Raw genomic sequence first — 17,985 nt, 5'->3', positions numbered from 1 at the left:
TATTGTTCAATGTATCATTTGTTGAAAGGGGATTCAATGCATAGCGAACGTTTTGAAATTGATGTAGTCAAACACATATTGTGATCTGAGGGAGGATAACAACATGAATACGCGTGAATGGACAGGCATCATATTGGCAGGAGGTTTATCCAGCCGCATGGGGACCAACAAGGCCATGCTGGAACTGAATGGTTCCCTTGTACTTCAACATGTCACAAAGGCCATGAGACCCGCAGTATCCCGTATCATCGTGGCTGCCGGACCCAATGTGACAACCTACAGTGCGATGGGCTACGACTGCGTTCAGGATCACTATCCGGGGAAGGGGCCACTCGCCGGTCTCCACGCGGCGCTGGAAGCTTCCGATACAGACTGGAATCTGGTATGTGCCTGCGATATGCCGCTCCTGCAAACGTCTTTCTTTGATGGAATAAAAAAACTGGTCGAGTCGCATAACTCTTATTCTGCTATCGTTCCACGCGTGGATGGACATGTCCACCCTCTTGCAGGGGCTTACCACATACGAGTGCTCCCTGATCTGGAGCAGCGCCTGATGCAGGATCATCTTCGAGTCATGCGATGGCTTGAAGAGATCGGTTGCTGTTATGTCGATGCGGAAGAGCTTGAGAGAGCTGGCGTTCATCAAGTAGCGATGCAAATGAGTAATATGAACACGCCGGAAGAATATGAGCGTATACACAATCAAGATTCCGGACTTGAATCAGATCTATAGGATACAGGATCAGCTGATTCATCTGCATGATGGTTGCGGTATTGAAGCGGGCTCTGGCCTGTCCAACGTTTGAATTGTCTGCTGAAATGGGACAGATGGGTGTAGCCGAGCTTCCACGCAATTTCCCCGAGCGACAGCTCAGGCTGTTCGATCAGCACTTTGGCCTCCTGCAACTTCAAGCTGGAAAGGTAAGCCCTGGGTGATCGCCCGTACACTTTGCGAAAGACCTGTAGACCATATCCCGGGCTGATGCCAAACGAGGATATAATCTGCTCTACTTTGACCGTGGATACACTGCTTTCCTTGGTTCGAAGCTGGGCATGGAATGCTTGCTTGATTGCCTCCGCTATAGCTCCCGCATAATGCATGGCTGTTGGAGCTGGTGCATGTGAAGCAGCAACGGAAGTTGTGGATTCCGGTTCATTGTCAGCGGCTTGGGACAACAGGGCGAACAGTTCAAACATGCGGGCCTGCATGATCATTTTGTCAGTGGACGTGTAGGCCTCAGATATGTTAATCATGCCCATCCAGCTCTCCAGCACAACGCGCATCTTCCTATTATCTGCCGTACCTGCTGCGTAGATTCGGCTGTGCTGTGACATCAGCTTCAGGGTGAAGACCGGATCATCCACATTAAAGTGAGCGCTAAAATAAGTCATGCCTTCCGTGGATACACATTGATTTGTATGTTTGAACCCGGGAGGAATGAGAAGAATGGAACCTTCCTCCACGGTATAGGTATAACCATGAATCACACTCTCCTGCGTACCTTCGATGATCAACATAATCTCAAAGCCCGGATGTGATTCTTCCGGCATCGCCCATCCATAGGGTACTTGTTGGCTGTGCGCACCATAGAATTTGATGTTACAGTCGATAATAGGCAGCCAGTGGGCCAGCGTATGGTGAGGCATTTCTCGGAGCTGTGATCGGATATCCATCATATTCACCTCGGAAAAGGGTAAAAATAACTTGCCTTATACAATCGGCACCCGTAGTATACTTCATTATAATCAGTTTAACGCAAGTATGGATAATCCATGGAACACATCAGCGTTTGAAGTGGTTGATGAACAATAGAAGTTCTTCAAACGATAATAATGTAAACGCTACCATTATAGATTGGAATATGTCAACTCTTGCACACGTCAAGAACATTATATTTTCCACTTAAAAAGGAGATTAAATCATGGACAAATTATTATATGGTGTAGCTTACTATGATGAATATATGCCTTACGAAAGATTGGACAAGGACATTCAGATGATGAAGGATGCAGGGATCAACGTGGTCCGTATTGCAGAATCAACCTGGAGTACTCATGAACCGCAGAATGGTGTATTTGACTTTTCTTCTGTAGATCGTGTGCTGGATGCCATGCATGAAGCGGGAATTCAGGTTATCGTCGGGACACCAACGTATGCTGTTCCAACGTGGATGGTAAAGGAACATCCGGACGTGCTGGCTACCACCTCACAGGGACCTGGTAAATACGGCGCAAGGCAGATCATGGATATTACACACCCAACCTATCTATTCTATGCCGAGCGGATCATCCGGAAGCTAATCTCTCGGGTAAGCACACATCCAGCGGTCATCGGTTATCAGACAGATAACGAGACGAAGCATTACAATACGGCCGGAGATAATGTACAACTGCAATTCGTCAAATACATGCGGAACAAGTTCAGCTCCCTGGATGAGCTCAACAAGGAATTTGGCCTCGATTACTGGAGCAATCGGATCAATAGCTGGGAGGACTTCCCGTCTGTTGTAGGAACGATCAACGGCAGTCTGGGTGCTGAATTTGCCAAGTTCCAGCGTCTGCTGGTAACCAACTTTTTGGCTTGGCAGGTGGGGATCGTGAATGAATACAAACAGGAAGGACAGTTTGTTACCCAGAATTTTGACTTCGATTGGCGTGGATATTCCTACGGCATTCAAGGAGATGTGGATCATTTTGCCGCATCGAAACCTTTTGACATCACCAGTGTGGACATCTACCATCCTTCCCAGAATGATCTGACCGGTATTGAAATTTCATTCGGCGGGGATGTGGCGCGTTCGACCAAACAATCGAATTATCTGGTACTGGAGACCGAAGCGCAGGCTTTCTGGCATTGGGTTCCCTATCCGGGACAGCTGCGTTTGCAGGCATTCAGTCATCTGGCATCAGGAGCGAACATGGTCGCTTACTGGCACTGGCACTCGTTGCACAATTCGTTTGAGACGTACTGGAAAGGATTGCTCAGTCATGACTTTGAACCGAATCCGGTGTACAACGAAGCGAAGACCATTGGCAGGGATTTTGCCCGTCTCAGTCCAAAGCTTGTGAATCTGAAGAAAAAGAATCGGGTAGCCGTGCTGTTTAGCAATGAGGCACTGACATCCATCAAGTGGTTTGGGTTTAACTTCACCAGTGACAAGAACTACAATGACGTGGTGCGCTGGATGTACGATGAATTGTATAAAATGAACATTGGCTGTGACCTCATCGACCCATCGGTTGAGAGTTATGCGGAATATGACGTGCTCGTTGTACCTGCTCTGTATGCTGCTTCGGATGCATTGTTGGAAAAATTAAATCAATTCGTACAGGATGGTGGATATATCGTCTACTCGTTCAAAAGTGGATTTGCAAATGAGCATATCAAGGTACGCTCTTCTCGCCAGCCCGGCCTAATTAGTGAAGCATGCGGGATCAGCTATAACCTTTTTGTAGAGCCGAAACATGTGTCACTGCGCGATGATCCATTCAAGGTTGGTGAAGAACAGAACCAGATCTACACCTGGATGGAGTTAATTACGCCGACAACGGCTGAAGTACTCGCTTGGTATGATCATCCACATTGGGGTGAATATGCGGCAATTACCCAGAATACCTATGGAAAAGGCAAAGCCACCTATGTCGGCTGTTACACCAGTTCAGCGGTGATCCGTAAGGTGTTGGAACGTGTCATGAAGGAAGCGGGTGTATGGGGAGCCGATCAGGAGCTGGCTTTCCCTATCATTGTAAAGACAGGTGTGAACGATCAAGGGAACACGATTCGCTATTATTTCAATTATGCAGATGAGGCAACATCCTTCGTAAATGCTTATGGAAAAGGAACTGAACTTCTGGCAGGAACCCCGATTGCTGCGGGAGAGAAGATCGAACTGGAACCATGGGGCATACGGATTGTCGAACAATAATAGAGTAGGCAATGGATGTTGAACTATAAATTTACACAAAAACGGAGATGACAGAAATAACCTAACGAAGCGAAGCGTGCGCCTTTATCCCCGGATTTTCCCTTTTCAAAAAGGGAATCAGAAAAAATCTGGGGATAACAGCGATCGAAGGTTGTTCTGTCATCGAAGTGTCCGTGTAAATAGCATTAGTTGTAACATTTCCAAACGAATATAAAGACCAAAGCGCCCTCAGCTTCCATGCTGGGGCGTTTGTCTATTTTAGCTCAGGAGTGGATGCACTGTGTTTACCGAATGTTATCGGAAGCTGATAGATCCTTTCAAACGCAGCATTCGCAATAAATTGATTCTTACCATGACGCTGCTGGCCGTTGTGCCCGTCATTGCCATGACCGCCATGGCAGCCGAGAATACCCGCTCTTCCATGGAAGAGGAGATTATGGAGACCAACCAAGCCAATATGAATTGGGCCTCCATCTATCTGGGTGAACAGTTCGCTCGCATGAACAATATTATCTATTCGATTCAGATCAGTGACGAATTGCATCAATATCTGGCGTTGAACCAGGAAGCACCGGCAGCCAGCCGATTCGACGAACAGAAGGCCATGTTTAATATGCTGAACAGTGTATACTATTCTGCTGGCAATTATGTATTTGGCGTTGAACTCTATCTGAAAGAATTGGACACCCTGTTCACCTTCAACTCCATGGATTCTCGCATCAAGGCGGTATCGGAAATACCGGAAGGGTATCATGAGCTTTTTGCACAACATAAAGATTTTACAATTATTAATGATCCGGACGATCCACAAAAGTTTCACATGACCCGCAGCATGAACCGCTTCGAGGATCAGGCACAGATCGGCGCCATCAGTCTGGAGATCAAGTGGGCTGAGTTCAACCAGACCCTGGAGCTGCTGGATAGCCGGGGAGACTATGCAGTATACATTGCCGATAGCGCGGGTAGTCCGGTCTATCAACCAAACCAAGAGATTCAGCCGTCTGCGGAAGCACTAGAGAAATTGGCCGGTACAAAAGAAAGTTCGGGGTTTATCCGTACAGCCAAGGAATACGTATTCTTTCATTCCATTGAGCCGTCAGGACTGCGTGTGATCAAGATTGTACCTGCCCATGTCATTAATGAAAGTGCCTTGGAAACGATGAAATACGGATTGGTTGTGGGTGGCCTGGCAACCGTTATTTCTGTGGGACTAGCTGCGCTCGTAGCCTGGCGTACATCGAAACCCATTGTCAGACTGGCGAATTCCATGAAGGGTATCCAGCTGATCAAGGACAGGGAAGTGGTACGAAGCGGCCGGGTGGATGAGATTGGTCTGCTGGAGAAAAATCTGCACGGTATGGCTAATCGTATTCGGGAACATATTCGCGACAACTACCTGATGAATCTGGAGAAGCAGACGGCTGAGCTCAAAGCACTGCAATCCCAGATCCATCCGCATTTCCTGCAAAACACGTTGCAGATGATTGGCGGCATGGTCTACTCGCAAAAACCGGCAGACAGTTACAAAGTCATTCGAGCCTTGAGCGAGATGTTTCGTTATATTGTGCGAGCGCCGGATGGACTTGTGCCTCTACAGTCTGAACTCGATCAGTTGGAGCATTATATGCTGATTCAGAAGCAACGTTTTGCCGGCAGGCTTGAATATACACTGGAGATTACAGGAGAACTTCGGGCGTGTTATATTCCCAAGTTGTCTTTGCAACCGATTGTGGAGAATGCATTTTTGCATGGTCTGGAGAAGAAACAGGGCGAATGGAAGCTGGGCATTGAGGTCGTCTGTGAACCTACAGATGTAACCATTCGAATTTGTGATAACGGCGTGGGTATGGATACTGAGAAACTAACGGAGATGCAGTCCAGACTGGAGCGGCTTACCCGGCAGGCAGATCGGGTGTGGAGTTCAGGCACAAGTATTGGACTGGTCAATGCGGCCTCACGAATGGTAATGCATTTTGGACCTGAATATGGGATGAGCATGGAAAGTGAATACGGACAGGGGACAAGCGTTACGGTACGAATTCCCTGCAATAGAGGAGGCGAAGCCTTGTGAACAAGGAAATGTACAGAGTGCTGCTGGTGGACGATGAACCGTGGAACCGGGATATTTTACGCAACCTCGGAGATTGGAATGAACTTGGCATGACCGTTTCAGGTGAGGCAGAGGATGGTGAGCAGGCCATACAACTGGTCAAGCAGCATCAGCCTCACATTATCATTACGGATATGCGCATGCCCGGTACAGACGGTGTGGAGCTGCTACAGACGCTGAGCGGACAGTACCCACAGATCAAGGTGATCGTGGTGAGCGGATATGACGACTTCAATTATGCAAAACATGCAATCCGCCATCGGGCTGCAGATTATCTGCTCAAACCGGTGAATCCGGATGAACTGAATGGTGTACTTGCTAAATGTGCAAAAGAGTTGGAAAAGGTTGAATCAGCGCCTGAATCATGGGAATCGTATCCTTCTACGTTCGCAGGTGAGTTCTCCCTGTTTCAGCAGCAGGCTCGCTTGCGGTTTAATGACCTGAACGTTCAGAGTCTGCGTGAGTGGTTCCAACAATTGCAGCAGAAGCTGGAACGATGCGAGATTAACAGACCTCGGCAGCTTGGAAGGGTGGCTCATGAACTACAGGCTTTGTTGGATGAGTTGTGCGTCTCCAATGGCCTGTACGAGCGGCCCGAAGCAACGGCGCTACCTCCTGCGGCTGCACTGGCTTCCATCGAATCCACGATCACATGGATTTCGACTCCATACTATCAGGCTTTGGAGCAGCTGATTGCGCAGCGCAAATTTAAGAACAAGCTGAACCTCGACGAAGTGAAGCAATACATTCAGCAACACTGTATGGAGATGATTACGCTGGAGCAGCTCGCCCAGATCTTTTTTGTTAGTAAGGAATATCTCAGCAAGGTATTCAAGAAAGAGTATGAGGTGAACGTGACCGACTATGTTGTCCAATTACGTATGACGCGAGCGAAGGAATGGGTGATGGACGAACAGATTCCGTTCAAGCATATTGCCGAGATGGCGGGTTATGAGGATGTGTCCTACTTCTATCGAGTGTTTAAGAAGCATTTCGGAATATCTCCAGGGGAGATGCGGAAGGGACAGGCTCGTATGTCAGGCAATTCAGCCAGTAGCACGGAATGAGTCGTTTGATAGAGCATTTGCGGCAGGATTAAGGTTTAAAATAATCCAATACACAAGTCTAATTTTGTCCAATGAAGCGCTTTCATTTTCTGATATATAATGAGCCTATGAAAGACAAACCAGTTACACACCGGGAGGTCATAAGAGATGAAAGTATGGAAAAGCGTAGCAAGTGCGGTACTGGTCAGTGTTCTGCTCGCAGGTTGCGGTTCCAATGCAGGAACGGAAAATGGGCAGGAGGAATCGGCGTCAGGCAGCACGGTATCACTCAAAGTATTCGTTGCACAACCTCGGCTGAAAGAACACTACGATAAATATATAGAACAGTTCAAAGCCAAGGAGAAAGCAGAGAAAAACATTGAAGTGAACGTGCAACTGGAGATGCCGCCTGCGGACAATGCCCCTCAGATACTGAAGACACGACTCGCCTCTAATGATGCACCGGATGTGTTCGCCTTGCATGCAGTCAATGAGATTCCACCATTCAGCAAAGCTGGTTATCTGGAAGACCTGTCGGGCCAACCTTTTGTCGATAAGCTGCTGGATTCGGTTAAACCTTCCATAACGGATGCGGAGGGCAAAATCGTAGCTGTTCCATTGGAAACAGTATCATGGGGCTATCTGTACAATAAAGATATTTTTGAAGAGCAAGGGCTGGAAGTGCCAACGACGTTAACGGAAATGAAAGCGGTCGTGGAGAAACTCAAAGCAGCCAACATTACACCGTTTGAACTGTCCTACAAAGAAGCCTGGATTCCGCAATTATTCCTGCCACTTACCGTGGGTGCATTAACTCAGTCTGAGCACAAAGACTTCGTGGAGAAGATGAATCAGGATCAGGGCTCCTTCTCCGATATGAAAGCGTTGTTTGATATCTTCGATCTCGTCAATGCCAATGGAACGGACAAAGCGCTGGAAGTGGGCGGAGATGATGGTTCAGCAGCCTTCGCTTCAGGAAGCGCCGCGATGTGGATTCAGGGACCATGGTTTGCCGAAACCATTCTGAAGTCCAACCCGGACTTGAACTTTGGTGTAGCACCCATGCCGATCAATGACAATCCGGATGATACCAAAATCAATCTGAGCACCTCCACTTCACTTGCAGTATCATCATCTAGCAAAAACAAAGAAGTGGCACTCGATTTCGTGAACTACATTCTCGATGACAAGGATTCAAGTGCATTCTTCGAAGCACTCAAATTTAATCCGATTGCCAAGATCCATGACTTCAAGAGCTTCCCGTGGGTAGACGATGCTCAGAAATATGTGAGTGAAGGTAAAGCTTATGAGGACCCATCCCTCCCTCAAGCGGTGAAAGACGAGTCAGGCAAAGCGTTGCAAGGTTACTACTCTGGGCAATTAAATCAACAGCAGGTTATCGATGCGCTCGACAAGGCGTGGAAATCCTACAACAAAGTCAACAAGTAGGGAGTTGTGAGAAATTTAGTACCTGCTTTTGTTGGCAATATCTCAACGGTTTTGGGAGTTTTGTCAACAAATTAGCGGTACTTTGTTTCGTCGCAGTCTCCAAGCAGATGATATGGCAGGCAGAACGTTCTTTGTTCCCTCGTTTACGATCATCCGCTTCGAGTGAAAAGGGGGAGAACCAATGGCTACGAATGTGTTCAAGAAGTATCTGTCACTGCTCGCGTTCACTGCGCCTGCCTTTGTCATCTATGCGATTTTCCTGCTGTATCCCACGTTTAGTGGCATGTTCTATAGTCTGACGGATTGGAACGGACTCAATCGGGATTACAGCTTTATCGGTCTGGGCAACTTTGTGGAATTGTTCAAAGAAGATCCTGACTTTCTGAACTCCCTGTGGTTCACGATGAAATATGTAATATTTATGCTGATTCTGCAAAATGGAATTGCCTTGCTGCTGGCCGTGTTGATTGAGTCACGAACGCGCAGCAAAGGGCTCTTTCGGACGCTGTTCTTCATGCCTAACATGATCAGTACAATCATCAGTGCTTTCATGTGGACCTTCATCTTCTCTCAGGTGCTGCCACAGCTCGCAGAGAAACTGGCCTTTTCGTTCCTCGACCAGCAATGGCTGGGTGATCCGAAGTTTTCATTTTACTCTATTCTGATCGTATCGCTCTGGAACGGTGTAGGGTATATGATGATCATCTATCTGGCTGCTCTCCAGGGTGTGCCAAAAAGCCTCAAGGAAGCGGCTGTTATTGATGGGGCCAACGCATTCCAGGTGCTGCGCAATGTGGTGTTGCCAATGATTACTCATGCCGTGACCATCTGTTTCTTCCTGACGCTGAACGGAGCATTCAAAGTGTTTGAAGTGGTGTATGGACTGACTGGTGGCGGACCGGGTCGGGCCACGCAGGTGATCACGATGAACATCTATGAAGAAGCATTCTCCAACAACTTCAGATACGGCTATGCGAGTGCCAAATCGGTTGTGCTGTTCATCATCGTGCTCATCTTTACACTCATCCAGATCACCGTCATGAAGAAGAAAGAGGTGGAAGCATGAGGATGCAACGACTGAATAGTTATCTGATTCGACTGCTGCTGATTCTGGGCTCTCTCGTCGCTATGCTACCGATCTACATGGCGGTTGTGAACTCTTTCAAAACACAGGGTGAGATGTTCCAATCTTTTCTCGCGCTGCCAACAACGTTGCACTGGGAGAATTATTCGGACGCGTTTAACAAAATCAATCTGTTGGGCAGTTCCATGAACTCGGCAATTGTATCCTTTCTGGGGATCGGTGGTATCGTCTTCTGTGCCTCACTGGCGGGATACAAGCTGTCACGTACCTCCGGCCGTTTGAGTAACCTGATCTTCTTCCTGTTTGTTGCATCCATGCTGGTGCCGTTCCACTCGATCATGATTCCGCTGACACGGGTAGCCAAAGGCATGGGGGTGCAAGGAAGCACGTACGGATTGGCCCTGATCTATATCGGACTTGGCGTGAATATGGCAATCTTCCTCTATCACGGGTTTGTGAAGTCCATTCCGCGTGAATTGGAGGAGTCAGCCCAGATGGACGGATGTAATGAGTTCCAGACGTTCTTCCAGATTATCTTCCCACTCTTGCTGCCGATCACAGTCACCATCGCGATTCTGGACTTCCTGTGGATCTGGAATGACTTCTTGTTGCCACTGCTCATGCTGACCGATGTGAATCGTTATACGCTGATTCTGTCCACGAACATGCTGTTTGGGGAATACAACAAGGAATGGCCGTTGATTCTGTCCTCCCTGGTACTGACTGCGATTCCGGTTATTCTGATCTATGCGTTCTTCCAGAAGTTCATCATGGAGGGGATTGCAGAGGGTGCGGTAAAAGGGTAAAACATTCAAAGGTATCCCGCAGCGCAGCTGGTATCTGCCCGTACTGGTATTCGGACAAACTTACGATACTTACGCGAATAGCCTTGATCTGAAGGACATGGTCCTTCCAAGTCAAGGCTATTTTTTGATTGTGAAATCAGGAACCAACATTCGAAGTCAGGAGCCAGAATCCATGAGCCTGTAGACAGCTTCTGCGAGGCGTTTTAACCCATGTTCCATCTCATCGGGGGAAGCATACGCGTATGAGAGCCGAATGTGACTCGCGTCCAGCCGATCATACAGATAACCCGGGTGGATTAGTACATTCTGCTCCAGACAGGTATGGAACAATTGGCGGATAGAGAGAGGGGAGACAGCGAATTGCAACCAGATGTAAAACCCGCCAGCGGGTATTTCCCACTCCGCAATGTCATGAAAGTACTGTCGCAACAGATCCAGCATGAAGTCTCTTCGTTTGCGTAACTCAGGGCGAAGGCGTTCCATATGTCCAGCGTGATGTCCTTCTGCGAACCACAGGGCAGCAGCTTCTTGGGCGAGTGAACTGGTGCCATAATCGGTCTGCATCTTGATATCTGCGAGACGGCGAATGACCGGCTCTGGCCCGACTAGCCATCCGAGGCGCAGACCGGGGCTGACTGCCTTTGACAGAGTACCCATATGCAGCACCCGTCCTTCTTGGTCACGCGCCTTCAGCGATGACGGAGGAGGAGTATCCAGCCACAGATCACTGTAGGCGGCATCCTCCAGTATGGAGATGCCTAGTGTTCGAGCGGTGGTCATCAGTTCTTCCCAGCGGTGATCACTCATCACAGAGCCGGTGGGATTATGGAAGCTCGGGATCGTATAGAGAAGCGAGATGTGGTCTTGATCTTTGACATGCTGCGCCGCGTCCTCCAGACGAGCAATGTGCAATCCATCGTCATCCATCGGGATACCACTCATTTTCAACCCTGCCGATTGAAAGGCGTGAATGGAATAGAGATACGACGGTTTTTCCAGCAGAACTGCTGAGCCGCGAGGGAGCAGTCCGACCGAAATCAAGTGCAGCGCCTGAAGTGAGCCGGATACGATCAGTATGGAATCTGGAGAGGCATGAATGCCAGTCGTCTGCAAATGGGCGGATAAAGCCTCACGAAGCTCCAGGCTTCCCTGAGGTTCCAGGTAGTTGAGTGTACGAGAACGCTGGGACAGGGAGTACAGAATGTCGTTAAAAGCATCCTGAGGCATCAGTTCCGGGGCAAGCTCCCCTGTACCAAGACGTATGATGCCAGGTCGGAATTCAGCCTGATTAATCTGCTGGATCTCGGGCAAGTTGGGATAATACCAGCCCTCCTCAATGGCTTCGTTCCAATTGGGCATCGCTCCATGAGCCATACCATGCCAACCGGAGCCGGAAATATAAGTTCCCCCGCCATGTCTGCCTTCAATCAGACCAGCGGCTGCCAGATTATCAAGGGCAGTGACCAATGTACTGCGGTTTACCCCCATGGACTCAGCCCATATTCGCTGTGAGGGGAGACGATATCCTGCTGACCATTCGCCCGTTGTGATTTTCTGCCGGACATAGGCTTCAATCTGGCGATACAAGGGCAAGTCGAGAGAGGGGTTCGGCTTCCACTCCATGTTTAGCCGAGAATCAGAACGTTCCATGACAGGCAGAATCACCTCCGTTTGAATTTACACTTGGTACTCCGATGGCAGAACAACCTTCCGATCGCTGTTATCCCCAGATTTTTTTAAATTTGATTTTATAAAGGTGAAAATCTGGGGATAAAGGCGAACGCTTCGCTTCTTCAGGTTATTTCTGCCCTCTCCGTTTACGTGTAAATTTTTATTTTTTATATAGTTAACTTCTGAAATGACACTTTGTAACAAACACTATATCATTTGGTTGGGTCTGATGCCATCCAAGTGGTTGGTTACGCCAGCCATCATCTGCTCTACTATGGAATACAGAGATAAGGGGGAAGAATGATGGAGGTTGTTATTCATGCAGTGGTTCTGGCGTTTGGCCTGATCTTGCCACTGGGTGTGCAGAATGTATTTATTTTTAACCAGGGAATGAGCCAGAGGCGTTATATACATGCACTGCCTGCTGTAATAACGGCAGGGGTCAGTGATACGTTGTTGATCGGGGCAGCCGTTGGAGGAGTATCACTCATTTTGCTGCAATGGCCATTGCTGGCGAATGTGTTGTATGGAGCAGGAAGCTTGTTTTTGCTGTATATGGCTTGGAGTATCTGGAGGTCGTCCGAATCTGTGGAAGGTTCACAGACGGTAATGTCAGCGGGGCGACAGATTGCGTTTGCCGCATCGGTATCTTTACTCAATCCGCATGCTCTGCTGGACACGGTTGCTGTGATTTGCACCAGTTCACTTCACTATGAAGGGGTGGAGCGCATCTATTTTGCCCTGACAGCCGCGGCTGTATCGTGGATATGGTTCTTGGGACTTGCAGGCGCAGGAAGGGTGATTGGCAGAACGGATCGAACTGGACGCATCAGTCTGGTGTTTAATCGGTTGTCCGCTGTAGTCATGGTTGGGCTGGCAGTTATGATGCTGTGGAAGCTCATCTATGCATAGAAGGACCGTGATGTGGCTCATCCTGTTTAAAATAAAAAAACTCCCCGTGACGTCAATCGCACGGAGAGTTCAATGTGGGTGCTGAATGTGATTATCAGCATGCCTGGTGATCAAGTTATTGAGTTGGAACTGTAGTGCTCGATAATGCTTTGGTGTTGTGTCTCTTATATATGGTTGGTCATTTGAGTTATGGAAATCATAATCGGATCTATTCCGCCTTCAGCAGCATGGATTCAATAAACACTTTCAGATCCCGGCTTACACTGTTCAACTGATCAATGACCTCGCTGAACTCGGTTACCAGCACCGCTTGTTGGTTGCTAGACTGTGAGATGGATGTGATCTCCTGCTCCATCTGCTGGATGGAATGCTGGACATCTTTCAAGGAACGTTCGATGTTCACCGTAGCTTCTTTGGTACCCGTAGAAAGTTTACGCACTTCAGATGCAACGACGCTGAATCCGGCGCCTGCCTCACCTGCTCGGGGCTGCTTCGATGGCTGCATTCAGGCCTAGCAGATTGGTCTGTTCTGAGATTTCGCGGATGAATGCGGCAACTTTGTTCACTTCACCTGAGTTCTGCACAGCCATGCGGGTATTATCCAAAATCTGCGTGGAAGATGCCGTCAATTGCTCGGATTGGGCAGCTACCGTCTGCACCATATCTGTTAATTTTCCGCTGATACCGCCGATCAATTCAGTGAAGTACTCCAGTTTTTCCTCGTTCTGAAGAGAGAAACCAATGGCAAGTGTGCCCACGATATTTCCTTGTTCATCCCGAAGTGGGGTGGCCGCCGAGTTGATGGATGTACCATAGAATTTTGCGTCAATACGGTTCGCTGAAGTTTCTCCATGTATAAGTGCCCGGCGGAGTGTAGGGTCATCGAGGGAAACGGGGTCTCCTGCCTTGATGCCCAGATCGAGTTCATTGCTGGGAACATAATACCAGAACTTCTCCGTGTCGGTTACCGCAATCATGATATCATGTTCTTTCAGCATAATTTTAAAATATGGACTTGCTGCAACGAGTGCTTCAACGATGTTCAATAAGGTTCAGCTCCTATTATGTATATGTATCATCTAGATGTATTGTATACATCGTCAGAATTATCGGAATCTTGAAGACCTGATAAGGGCATAAGGTATATTAATTAAATTTTTAACAAATGAAACAGGGAAATTAAAGTTTTTCAGAAACTTATGAAAACATAACGAAAAAGCAGACGAAAACAATTAAGTTCTCGTCTGCTTTGGTTATCCACCTATGCCTTATGACACGCTCCACTTCACGTTATGAATGCTGATTTACGTAAGGGTTCACCGCGCCAGCGCTACCTCATTCGTTGTGTTGAGAGGTCATCCTGACGGTAAAGATATATATCGATATGCAGGAATACGCGGTTGAGTTATATTGCGTACTGTTGTTATCCGCCAATCTGGGACATGCGGCGTACCGTCGGCGTGTGCGATTGCATTTTTTGTTCCAAAGCCAGAGCCATCTCATGATTCTTTGGTTTCGTACCCAGCGCTTTGAGGAAAAGTGCCGCCATAGCGTCCGGATCATCCACGAAGCGGCGAACATTATACTCATCCGACCAGTAGAGGCAGGCTTTGATATGTCCATCAGCGGTCAACCGAAGTCGGTTGCAATTGTCACAGAAATGATCGCTTACGGGATGAATCAATCCAAATGTGCCTTCGGAGCCCACAATTTTCATATTTCGTGATGGGCCATTGCCCGCAGGGCCTGTTGTATTTTCTACCGTCCAGCCTGCTTCAGCACATACATCTGTCACAGCTTCCAGCGGCAAATAGGATTTGCGCCATGAATCCGAAGCCTGTCCAATCGGCATATATTCAATAAAACGTACATGAAGAGGTTGATCAATCGTCATTGCAATAAAATCCTTGATCTCATCATCGTTGATACCCTTCATAAGCACAACATTCAGCTTGATCGGAGCAAGGCCAGCGGCAGTTGCAGCTTCAATGCCTTTCAGCACCTTGTTCACATCTCCGCCGCGGGTAATCATGGAGAAGCGATCAGCGCGCAGGGAATCCAGACTGATGTTAATCCGGTTCAACCCAGCATCTTTTAACGCCTGAGCTTGTTTGTCCAGCAGAAGAGCGTTGGTAGTCAGGGCAATATCGTCAATCCCGTCAATTGCCGAGATCATGCTGACGAGCTTATGCAGATCCTTGCGTACCAACGGTTCGCCCCCGGTGAGTCGGACTTTGCGCATGCCCATCGGGGCAAGTACCTTCAGCACCTGTGCTATTTCTTCGTAGCTCATAATCTCATCATGTGGAGCAAACTCCATACCCTCTGCAGGCATGCAGTACACACAGCGTAAATTACAGCGGTCCGTAACAGAAATACGGATGTAGTCATGTATCCGGCCAAATGAATCCTGAAGCAGTTCCATGCAGACCACCCTTTCATCGGTTCAGATTGGAAATCTTCTATTATAAATGATACGACAATTTCAAAAGGAACAGTTGCATCAAATTTTAGCTATTTCTCCAATCCGCGTCAACGATGACGTCAGATGACAGCATTTTTGGCGGGGTGATTCAGATGGAATTGACCCACGAGTTGTTGCAGAAAGACCGTAATGGCTTCCACATTATGCGAAGAATGCTGAACCTGCAACATATCACGAATCAGCTCCATCATCTCGGCCTCCACCTCAGCGGAAGTCGCCCGGTTTTGGTGGCTGATTGCAGCAATATTCTCCATCAGCATGACCACCTGATCCACGACTTGTGTGCGCTCGGTTTCTTCAGCGGTAGCATTTTGCAAAAGTTGCGAAGCGGCCTGAACCAGTGTTGTTCCTTCAGCCAGTACCTGATCTCCCTCTGTAATTAACTGGGACGCAGCTCCTGCTGCTGTTGAGATTCGGTCCAGAATCTGATGAATATTTTCCGTAGAAGAGCGGGATAAATCAGCCAGCTTGCGGATTTCCCCTGCCACAACCGAGAAGCCTTGGCCATGTTCGCCCACGCGTGCAGCTTCAATGGTAGCATTCAGAGCCAGCAGGTTCGTCTGAGCTGAAATTTCATCAATGACAGCCAGTGCACGGTAAATCTCTTTCATGGTATCCATGAAGGACAGGATGGTACGGTTGGTATCGGACACCGCTCCTGAGATTTGGGTCATTTTGTCGCCGATTCGTTCCACTTCCTGCTGAGCCACGCCGATCTGTTCGGTAGCAGAGGTCTCCAGTTGTTGCAGCGTTATGCGCATGTGATCGGCAGCAATCTTGGCCTGGTCGAGATCTTCCAGTTGAGTGCGAATGGCCTGAATCATCGAACCAAGCTTGTGGTTTACACGCTCAGTCGTACCCTGGGTTGTCTCTGTTGAAGTTCGCATCTGAACCTGATTATCCATAACGTCTACCGTGGCAAGTTGTACCTTCAGCATAATGCCTTCCAGAGAGTCAATCATGTTGTTGATCCACTTCGCCAGTTCACCGGATTCGTCTTGGGCAAAAGCAGACGTGTCCAGGCGCTGGGTCAGATCCCCCCTGCCTTCGGCGTTAATTCGAATAAATCGGCTGATGCGACGCAAGTCTTCATGCACCCGTCGATATTGGCTACGATGCAGCTGTAATGCAGTGAAGGATCCGAATAACACATTAAAAGCGGCCATTGCTGCCGCACTCCAACCGCTACCAGTGAGGGCATAGACAAGCGCGGCTCCTGCAACGCCTGACAAAAGCGTGAAGAGACTGTGCTGCTTGAACTGGCGCCAGCCGATGCTTCGTATCCGATACACTTCCTCCAGATCCCCTTCACACATCATGCCCCAGCGATCAGGACAGTGTGGCAGCTGGAAGGTGATGCCTTTGCCGATCACAGAAATATGGCGGTAATCCGAGTAGCCGGGAAAAGCTACGAACAGATTGGAACCATTCTGAATGGTGTTTGCTACCCCGGGGTGCAGTTCTCCGGTCGACGGATCAGTGAACATGAGTTCCAGCTCGGTGTGCTCCTTAACGGAAACGATACCCCATTCGGTGGTGACACCATCTTTGAGGTTTTCCCCATGCGTAAAGGTGCGGTCTTCGAAGCGGCTTCGGGATAAGGCGGTACCGGGTTGCAGATGGGGCCGTAATATGGACTCAGCCATAAAGAGGTAATTGTCACCGGAATCGGGATAGATATGGCCTGATTCTCGTTGGATCAGGTCACCCAGTACATCCCCGGGTACACGGCTGCATAATGAACCGACATATCGACCTTCCTGCAAGATTGGGGAGATAAACAGCAAGGTGACATCATCGTGAAAAGCGGACGAGCGTGGACCAATATCCAACGTCAGTGGATCAGAATAAGGACCATACAAGCATTTTTTACCATGATGATCTACTCTGGAGTATTTCAATCCTGGTCCAATTAAAGCTTCGTAATCTTCATAGATCTGTCCAATATGTTTCTTATATGTAGAGAATACCACCTGATTCTGTTCGTTCAGCATGAATAGCTCCGTACTGTCTACGGCTCGAATATAACTGGATTGAAACCATGCATCTAGTTTGCTTCGTTGCTGTGATCCTTGTAATACATCCTGTAATTGGACCGACTGTATCTGTTGAAGCAAACGATCCAGGTGATTCCACTGTTCATCTGCCCAGTCCATCATAATCTGCCGTCTCGTTTCGGCAATTCCCTCAAAAATCTGTTCCACATCTTCCTTCATATGTGCGTTCAACAGATACGATCGCCACAGCGGCAATCCTTTTCTCCATCCCAGCCAATCAAACATCATGACCACCCCGATTTCTGGATTTGAAAGCTTCGTTCTACTGATCTTTGGATAGACCTATATATGTGGTTTTCAAAGCGTTACATGACTGAGAATTCCAACATGCGTGGCGATTGATCCGGAATGGTGATACCGCCTTCATCATTCAGGAGCTTTGACTCACGTGGAGGTGGAACTCCTTGTACGTCTATTCAATCTTTATACAAGAAAACGA

Annotated in this window: 14 protein-coding genes; 8 read left to right on the top strand and 6 right to left on the bottom strand. The window is 48.3% G+C overall.

Annotation, left to right across the window (positions count from 1 at the left end; all coding sequences use genetic code 11):
* Window positions 1-103: 103 nt before the first annotated feature.
* Complete coding sequence (locus MKY66_RS27670) at window positions 104-733, top strand: molybdenum cofactor guanylyltransferase (protein ID WP_076209750.1); 630 nt, start codon at window positions 104-106, stop codon at window positions 731-733.
* Here the strand turns inward: MKY66_RS27670 and MKY66_RS27665 are convergent.
* Window positions 703-1,677: an AraC family transcriptional regulator gene (locus MKY66_RS27665; protein WP_305956044.1), complete on the bottom strand. Its 975-nt coding sequence runs from the start codon at window positions 1,675-1,677 to the stop codon at window positions 703-705. The two genes, MKY66_RS27670 and MKY66_RS27665, sit on opposite strands and share 31 nt — an antisense overlap.
* A gap of 245 nt (window positions 1,678-1,922) precedes the next feature.
* Between MKY66_RS27665 and MKY66_RS27660 the strand changes: the two genes are divergently transcribed.
* From MKY66_RS27660 to MKY66_RS27635, 6 genes are all read left to right on the top strand, one after another.
* Window positions 1,923-3,926 carry a beta-galactosidase gene (locus MKY66_RS27660; RefSeq protein ID WP_076209752.1) on the top strand — a complete coding sequence of 668 codons (2,004 nt, stop codon included), beginning with the start codon at window positions 1,923-1,925 and terminating at the stop codon, window positions 3,924-3,926.
* 280 nt (window positions 3,927-4,206) lie between these two features.
* Complete coding sequence (locus MKY66_RS27655) at window positions 4,207-5,997, top strand: sensor histidine kinase (RefSeq protein ID WP_076209753.1); 1,791 nt, start codon at window positions 4,207-4,209, stop codon at window positions 5,995-5,997.
* Window positions 5,994-7,103 carry a response regulator gene (locus MKY66_RS27650; protein ID WP_305956045.1) on the top strand — a complete coding sequence of 370 codons (1,110 nt, stop codon included), beginning with the start codon at window positions 5,994-5,996 and terminating at the stop codon, window positions 7,101-7,103. Before MKY66_RS27655 ends, MKY66_RS27650 begins: the two co-directional genes overlap by 4 nt.
* A gap of 147 nt (window positions 7,104-7,250) precedes the next feature.
* A complete protein-coding gene (locus tag MKY66_RS27645) occupies window positions 7,251-8,531 on the top strand; it encodes an extracellular solute-binding protein (protein WP_076209754.1) in 1,281 nt (426 codons plus the stop codon).
* Window positions 8,532-8,712: 181 nt separating this feature from the next.
* Window positions 8,713-9,597: a sugar ABC transporter permease gene (locus tag MKY66_RS27640; protein ID WP_017691891.1), complete on the top strand. Its 885-nt coding sequence runs from the start codon at window positions 8,713-8,715 to the stop codon at window positions 9,595-9,597.
* Entirely contained in the window at window positions 9,594-10,421 is an 828-nt protein-coding gene (locus MKY66_RS27635; RefSeq protein ID WP_047840740.1) for a carbohydrate ABC transporter permease, read from the top strand. The genes MKY66_RS27640 and MKY66_RS27635 overlap by 4 nt, the downstream gene beginning before the upstream one ends.
* Window positions 10,422-10,577: 156 nt before the next feature.
* On the opposite strand, the gene MKY66_RS27630 is transcribed toward MKY66_RS27635, so the two are convergent.
* Window positions 10,578-12,044: a PLP-dependent aminotransferase family protein gene (locus MKY66_RS27630; RefSeq protein ID WP_339806456.1), complete on the bottom strand. Its 1,467-nt coding sequence runs from the start codon at window positions 12,042-12,044 to the stop codon at window positions 10,578-10,580.
* Window positions 12,045-12,392: 348 nt separating this feature from the next.
* Between MKY66_RS27630 and MKY66_RS27625 the strand changes: the two genes are divergently transcribed.
* Entirely contained in the window at window positions 12,393-13,004 is a 612-nt protein-coding gene (locus MKY66_RS27625) for a LysE/ArgO family amino acid transporter (RefSeq protein WP_076209756.1), read from the top strand.
* A gap of 208 nt (window positions 13,005-13,212) precedes the next feature.
* Here the strand turns inward: MKY66_RS27625 and MKY66_RS27620 are convergent, their stop codons facing one another.
* The 4 genes from MKY66_RS27620 to MKY66_RS27605 form a co-directional block, all read right to left on the bottom strand.
* On the bottom strand, window positions 13,213-13,509 hold the full coding sequence (locus MKY66_RS27620) for a methyl-accepting chemotaxis protein (protein ID WP_305956046.1): 297 nt from the start codon (window positions 13,507-13,509) through the stop codon (window positions 13,213-13,215).
* Complete coding sequence (locus MKY66_RS27615; protein ID WP_305956047.1) at window positions 13,478-14,050, bottom strand: hypothetical protein; 573 nt, start codon at window positions 14,048-14,050, stop codon at window positions 13,478-13,480. The genes MKY66_RS27620 and MKY66_RS27615 overlap by 32 nt, the downstream gene beginning before the upstream one ends.
* Before the next feature lie 377 nt (window positions 14,051-14,427).
* Window positions 14,428-15,429 carry a GTP 3',8-cyclase MoaA gene (gene moaA / locus MKY66_RS27610; protein ID WP_076209757.1) on the bottom strand — a complete coding sequence of 334 codons (1,002 nt, stop codon included), beginning with the start codon at window positions 15,427-15,429 and terminating at the stop codon, window positions 14,428-14,430.
* A 119-nt stretch (window positions 15,430-15,548) separates the two neighbouring features.
* Window positions 15,549-17,774 carry a methyl-accepting chemotaxis protein gene (locus tag MKY66_RS27605; RefSeq protein WP_305956048.1) on the bottom strand — a complete coding sequence of 742 codons (2,226 nt, stop codon included), beginning with the start codon at window positions 17,772-17,774 and terminating at the stop codon, window positions 15,549-15,551.
* Window positions 17,775-17,985 lie beyond the last annotated feature (211 nt).

This window comes from Paenibacillus sp. FSL R5-0766 (assembly GCF_037971845.1).
Lineage (GTDB): Bacteria > Bacillota > Bacilli > Paenibacillales > Paenibacillaceae > Paenibacillus.
This window is presented reverse-complemented; position numbering and strand designations above follow the sequence as displayed.

Excerpts from the sequence above, each read along its gene's own strand:
- MKY66_RS27670 (WP_076209750.1), top strand. The coding sequence starts at position 104 with ATGAATACGCGTGAATGGACAGGCATCATATTGGCAGGAGGTTTATCC.
- MKY66_RS27665 (WP_305956044.1), bottom strand. The coding sequence starts at position 1,677 with ATGATGGATATCCGATCACAGCTCCGAGAAATGCCTCACCATACGCTG.
- MKY66_RS27660 (WP_076209752.1), top strand. The coding sequence starts at position 1,923 with ATGGACAAATTATTATATGGTGTAGCTTACTATGATGAATATATGCCT.
- MKY66_RS27645 (WP_076209754.1), top strand. The coding sequence starts at position 7,251 with ATGAAAGTATGGAAAAGCGTAGCAAGTGCGGTACTGGTCAGTGTTCTG.
- MKY66_RS27640 (WP_017691891.1), top strand. The coding sequence starts at position 8,713 with ATGGCTACGAATGTGTTCAAGAAGTATCTGTCACTGCTCGCGTTCACT.
- MKY66_RS27635 (WP_047840740.1), top strand. The coding sequence starts at position 9,594 with ATGAGGATGCAACGACTGAATAGTTATCTGATTCGACTGCTGCTGATT.
- MKY66_RS27630 (WP_339806456.1), bottom strand. The coding sequence starts at position 12,044 with ATGGAGTGGAAGCCGAACCCCTCTCTCGACTTGCCCTTGTATCGCCAG.
- MKY66_RS27625 (WP_076209756.1), top strand. The coding sequence starts at position 12,393 with ATGATGGAGGTTGTTATTCATGCAGTGGTTCTGGCGTTTGGCCTGATC.
- MKY66_RS27620 (WP_305956046.1), bottom strand. The coding sequence starts at position 13,509 with ATGCAGCCATCGAAGCAGCCCCGAGCAGGTGAGGCAGGCGCCGGATTC.
- moaA (WP_076209757.1), bottom strand. The coding sequence starts at position 15,429 with ATGGAACTGCTTCAGGATTCATTTGGCCGGATACATGACTACATCCGT.
- MKY66_RS27605 (WP_305956048.1), bottom strand. The coding sequence starts at position 17,774 with ATGATGTTTGATTGGCTGGGATGGAGAAAAGGATTGCCGCTGTGGCGA.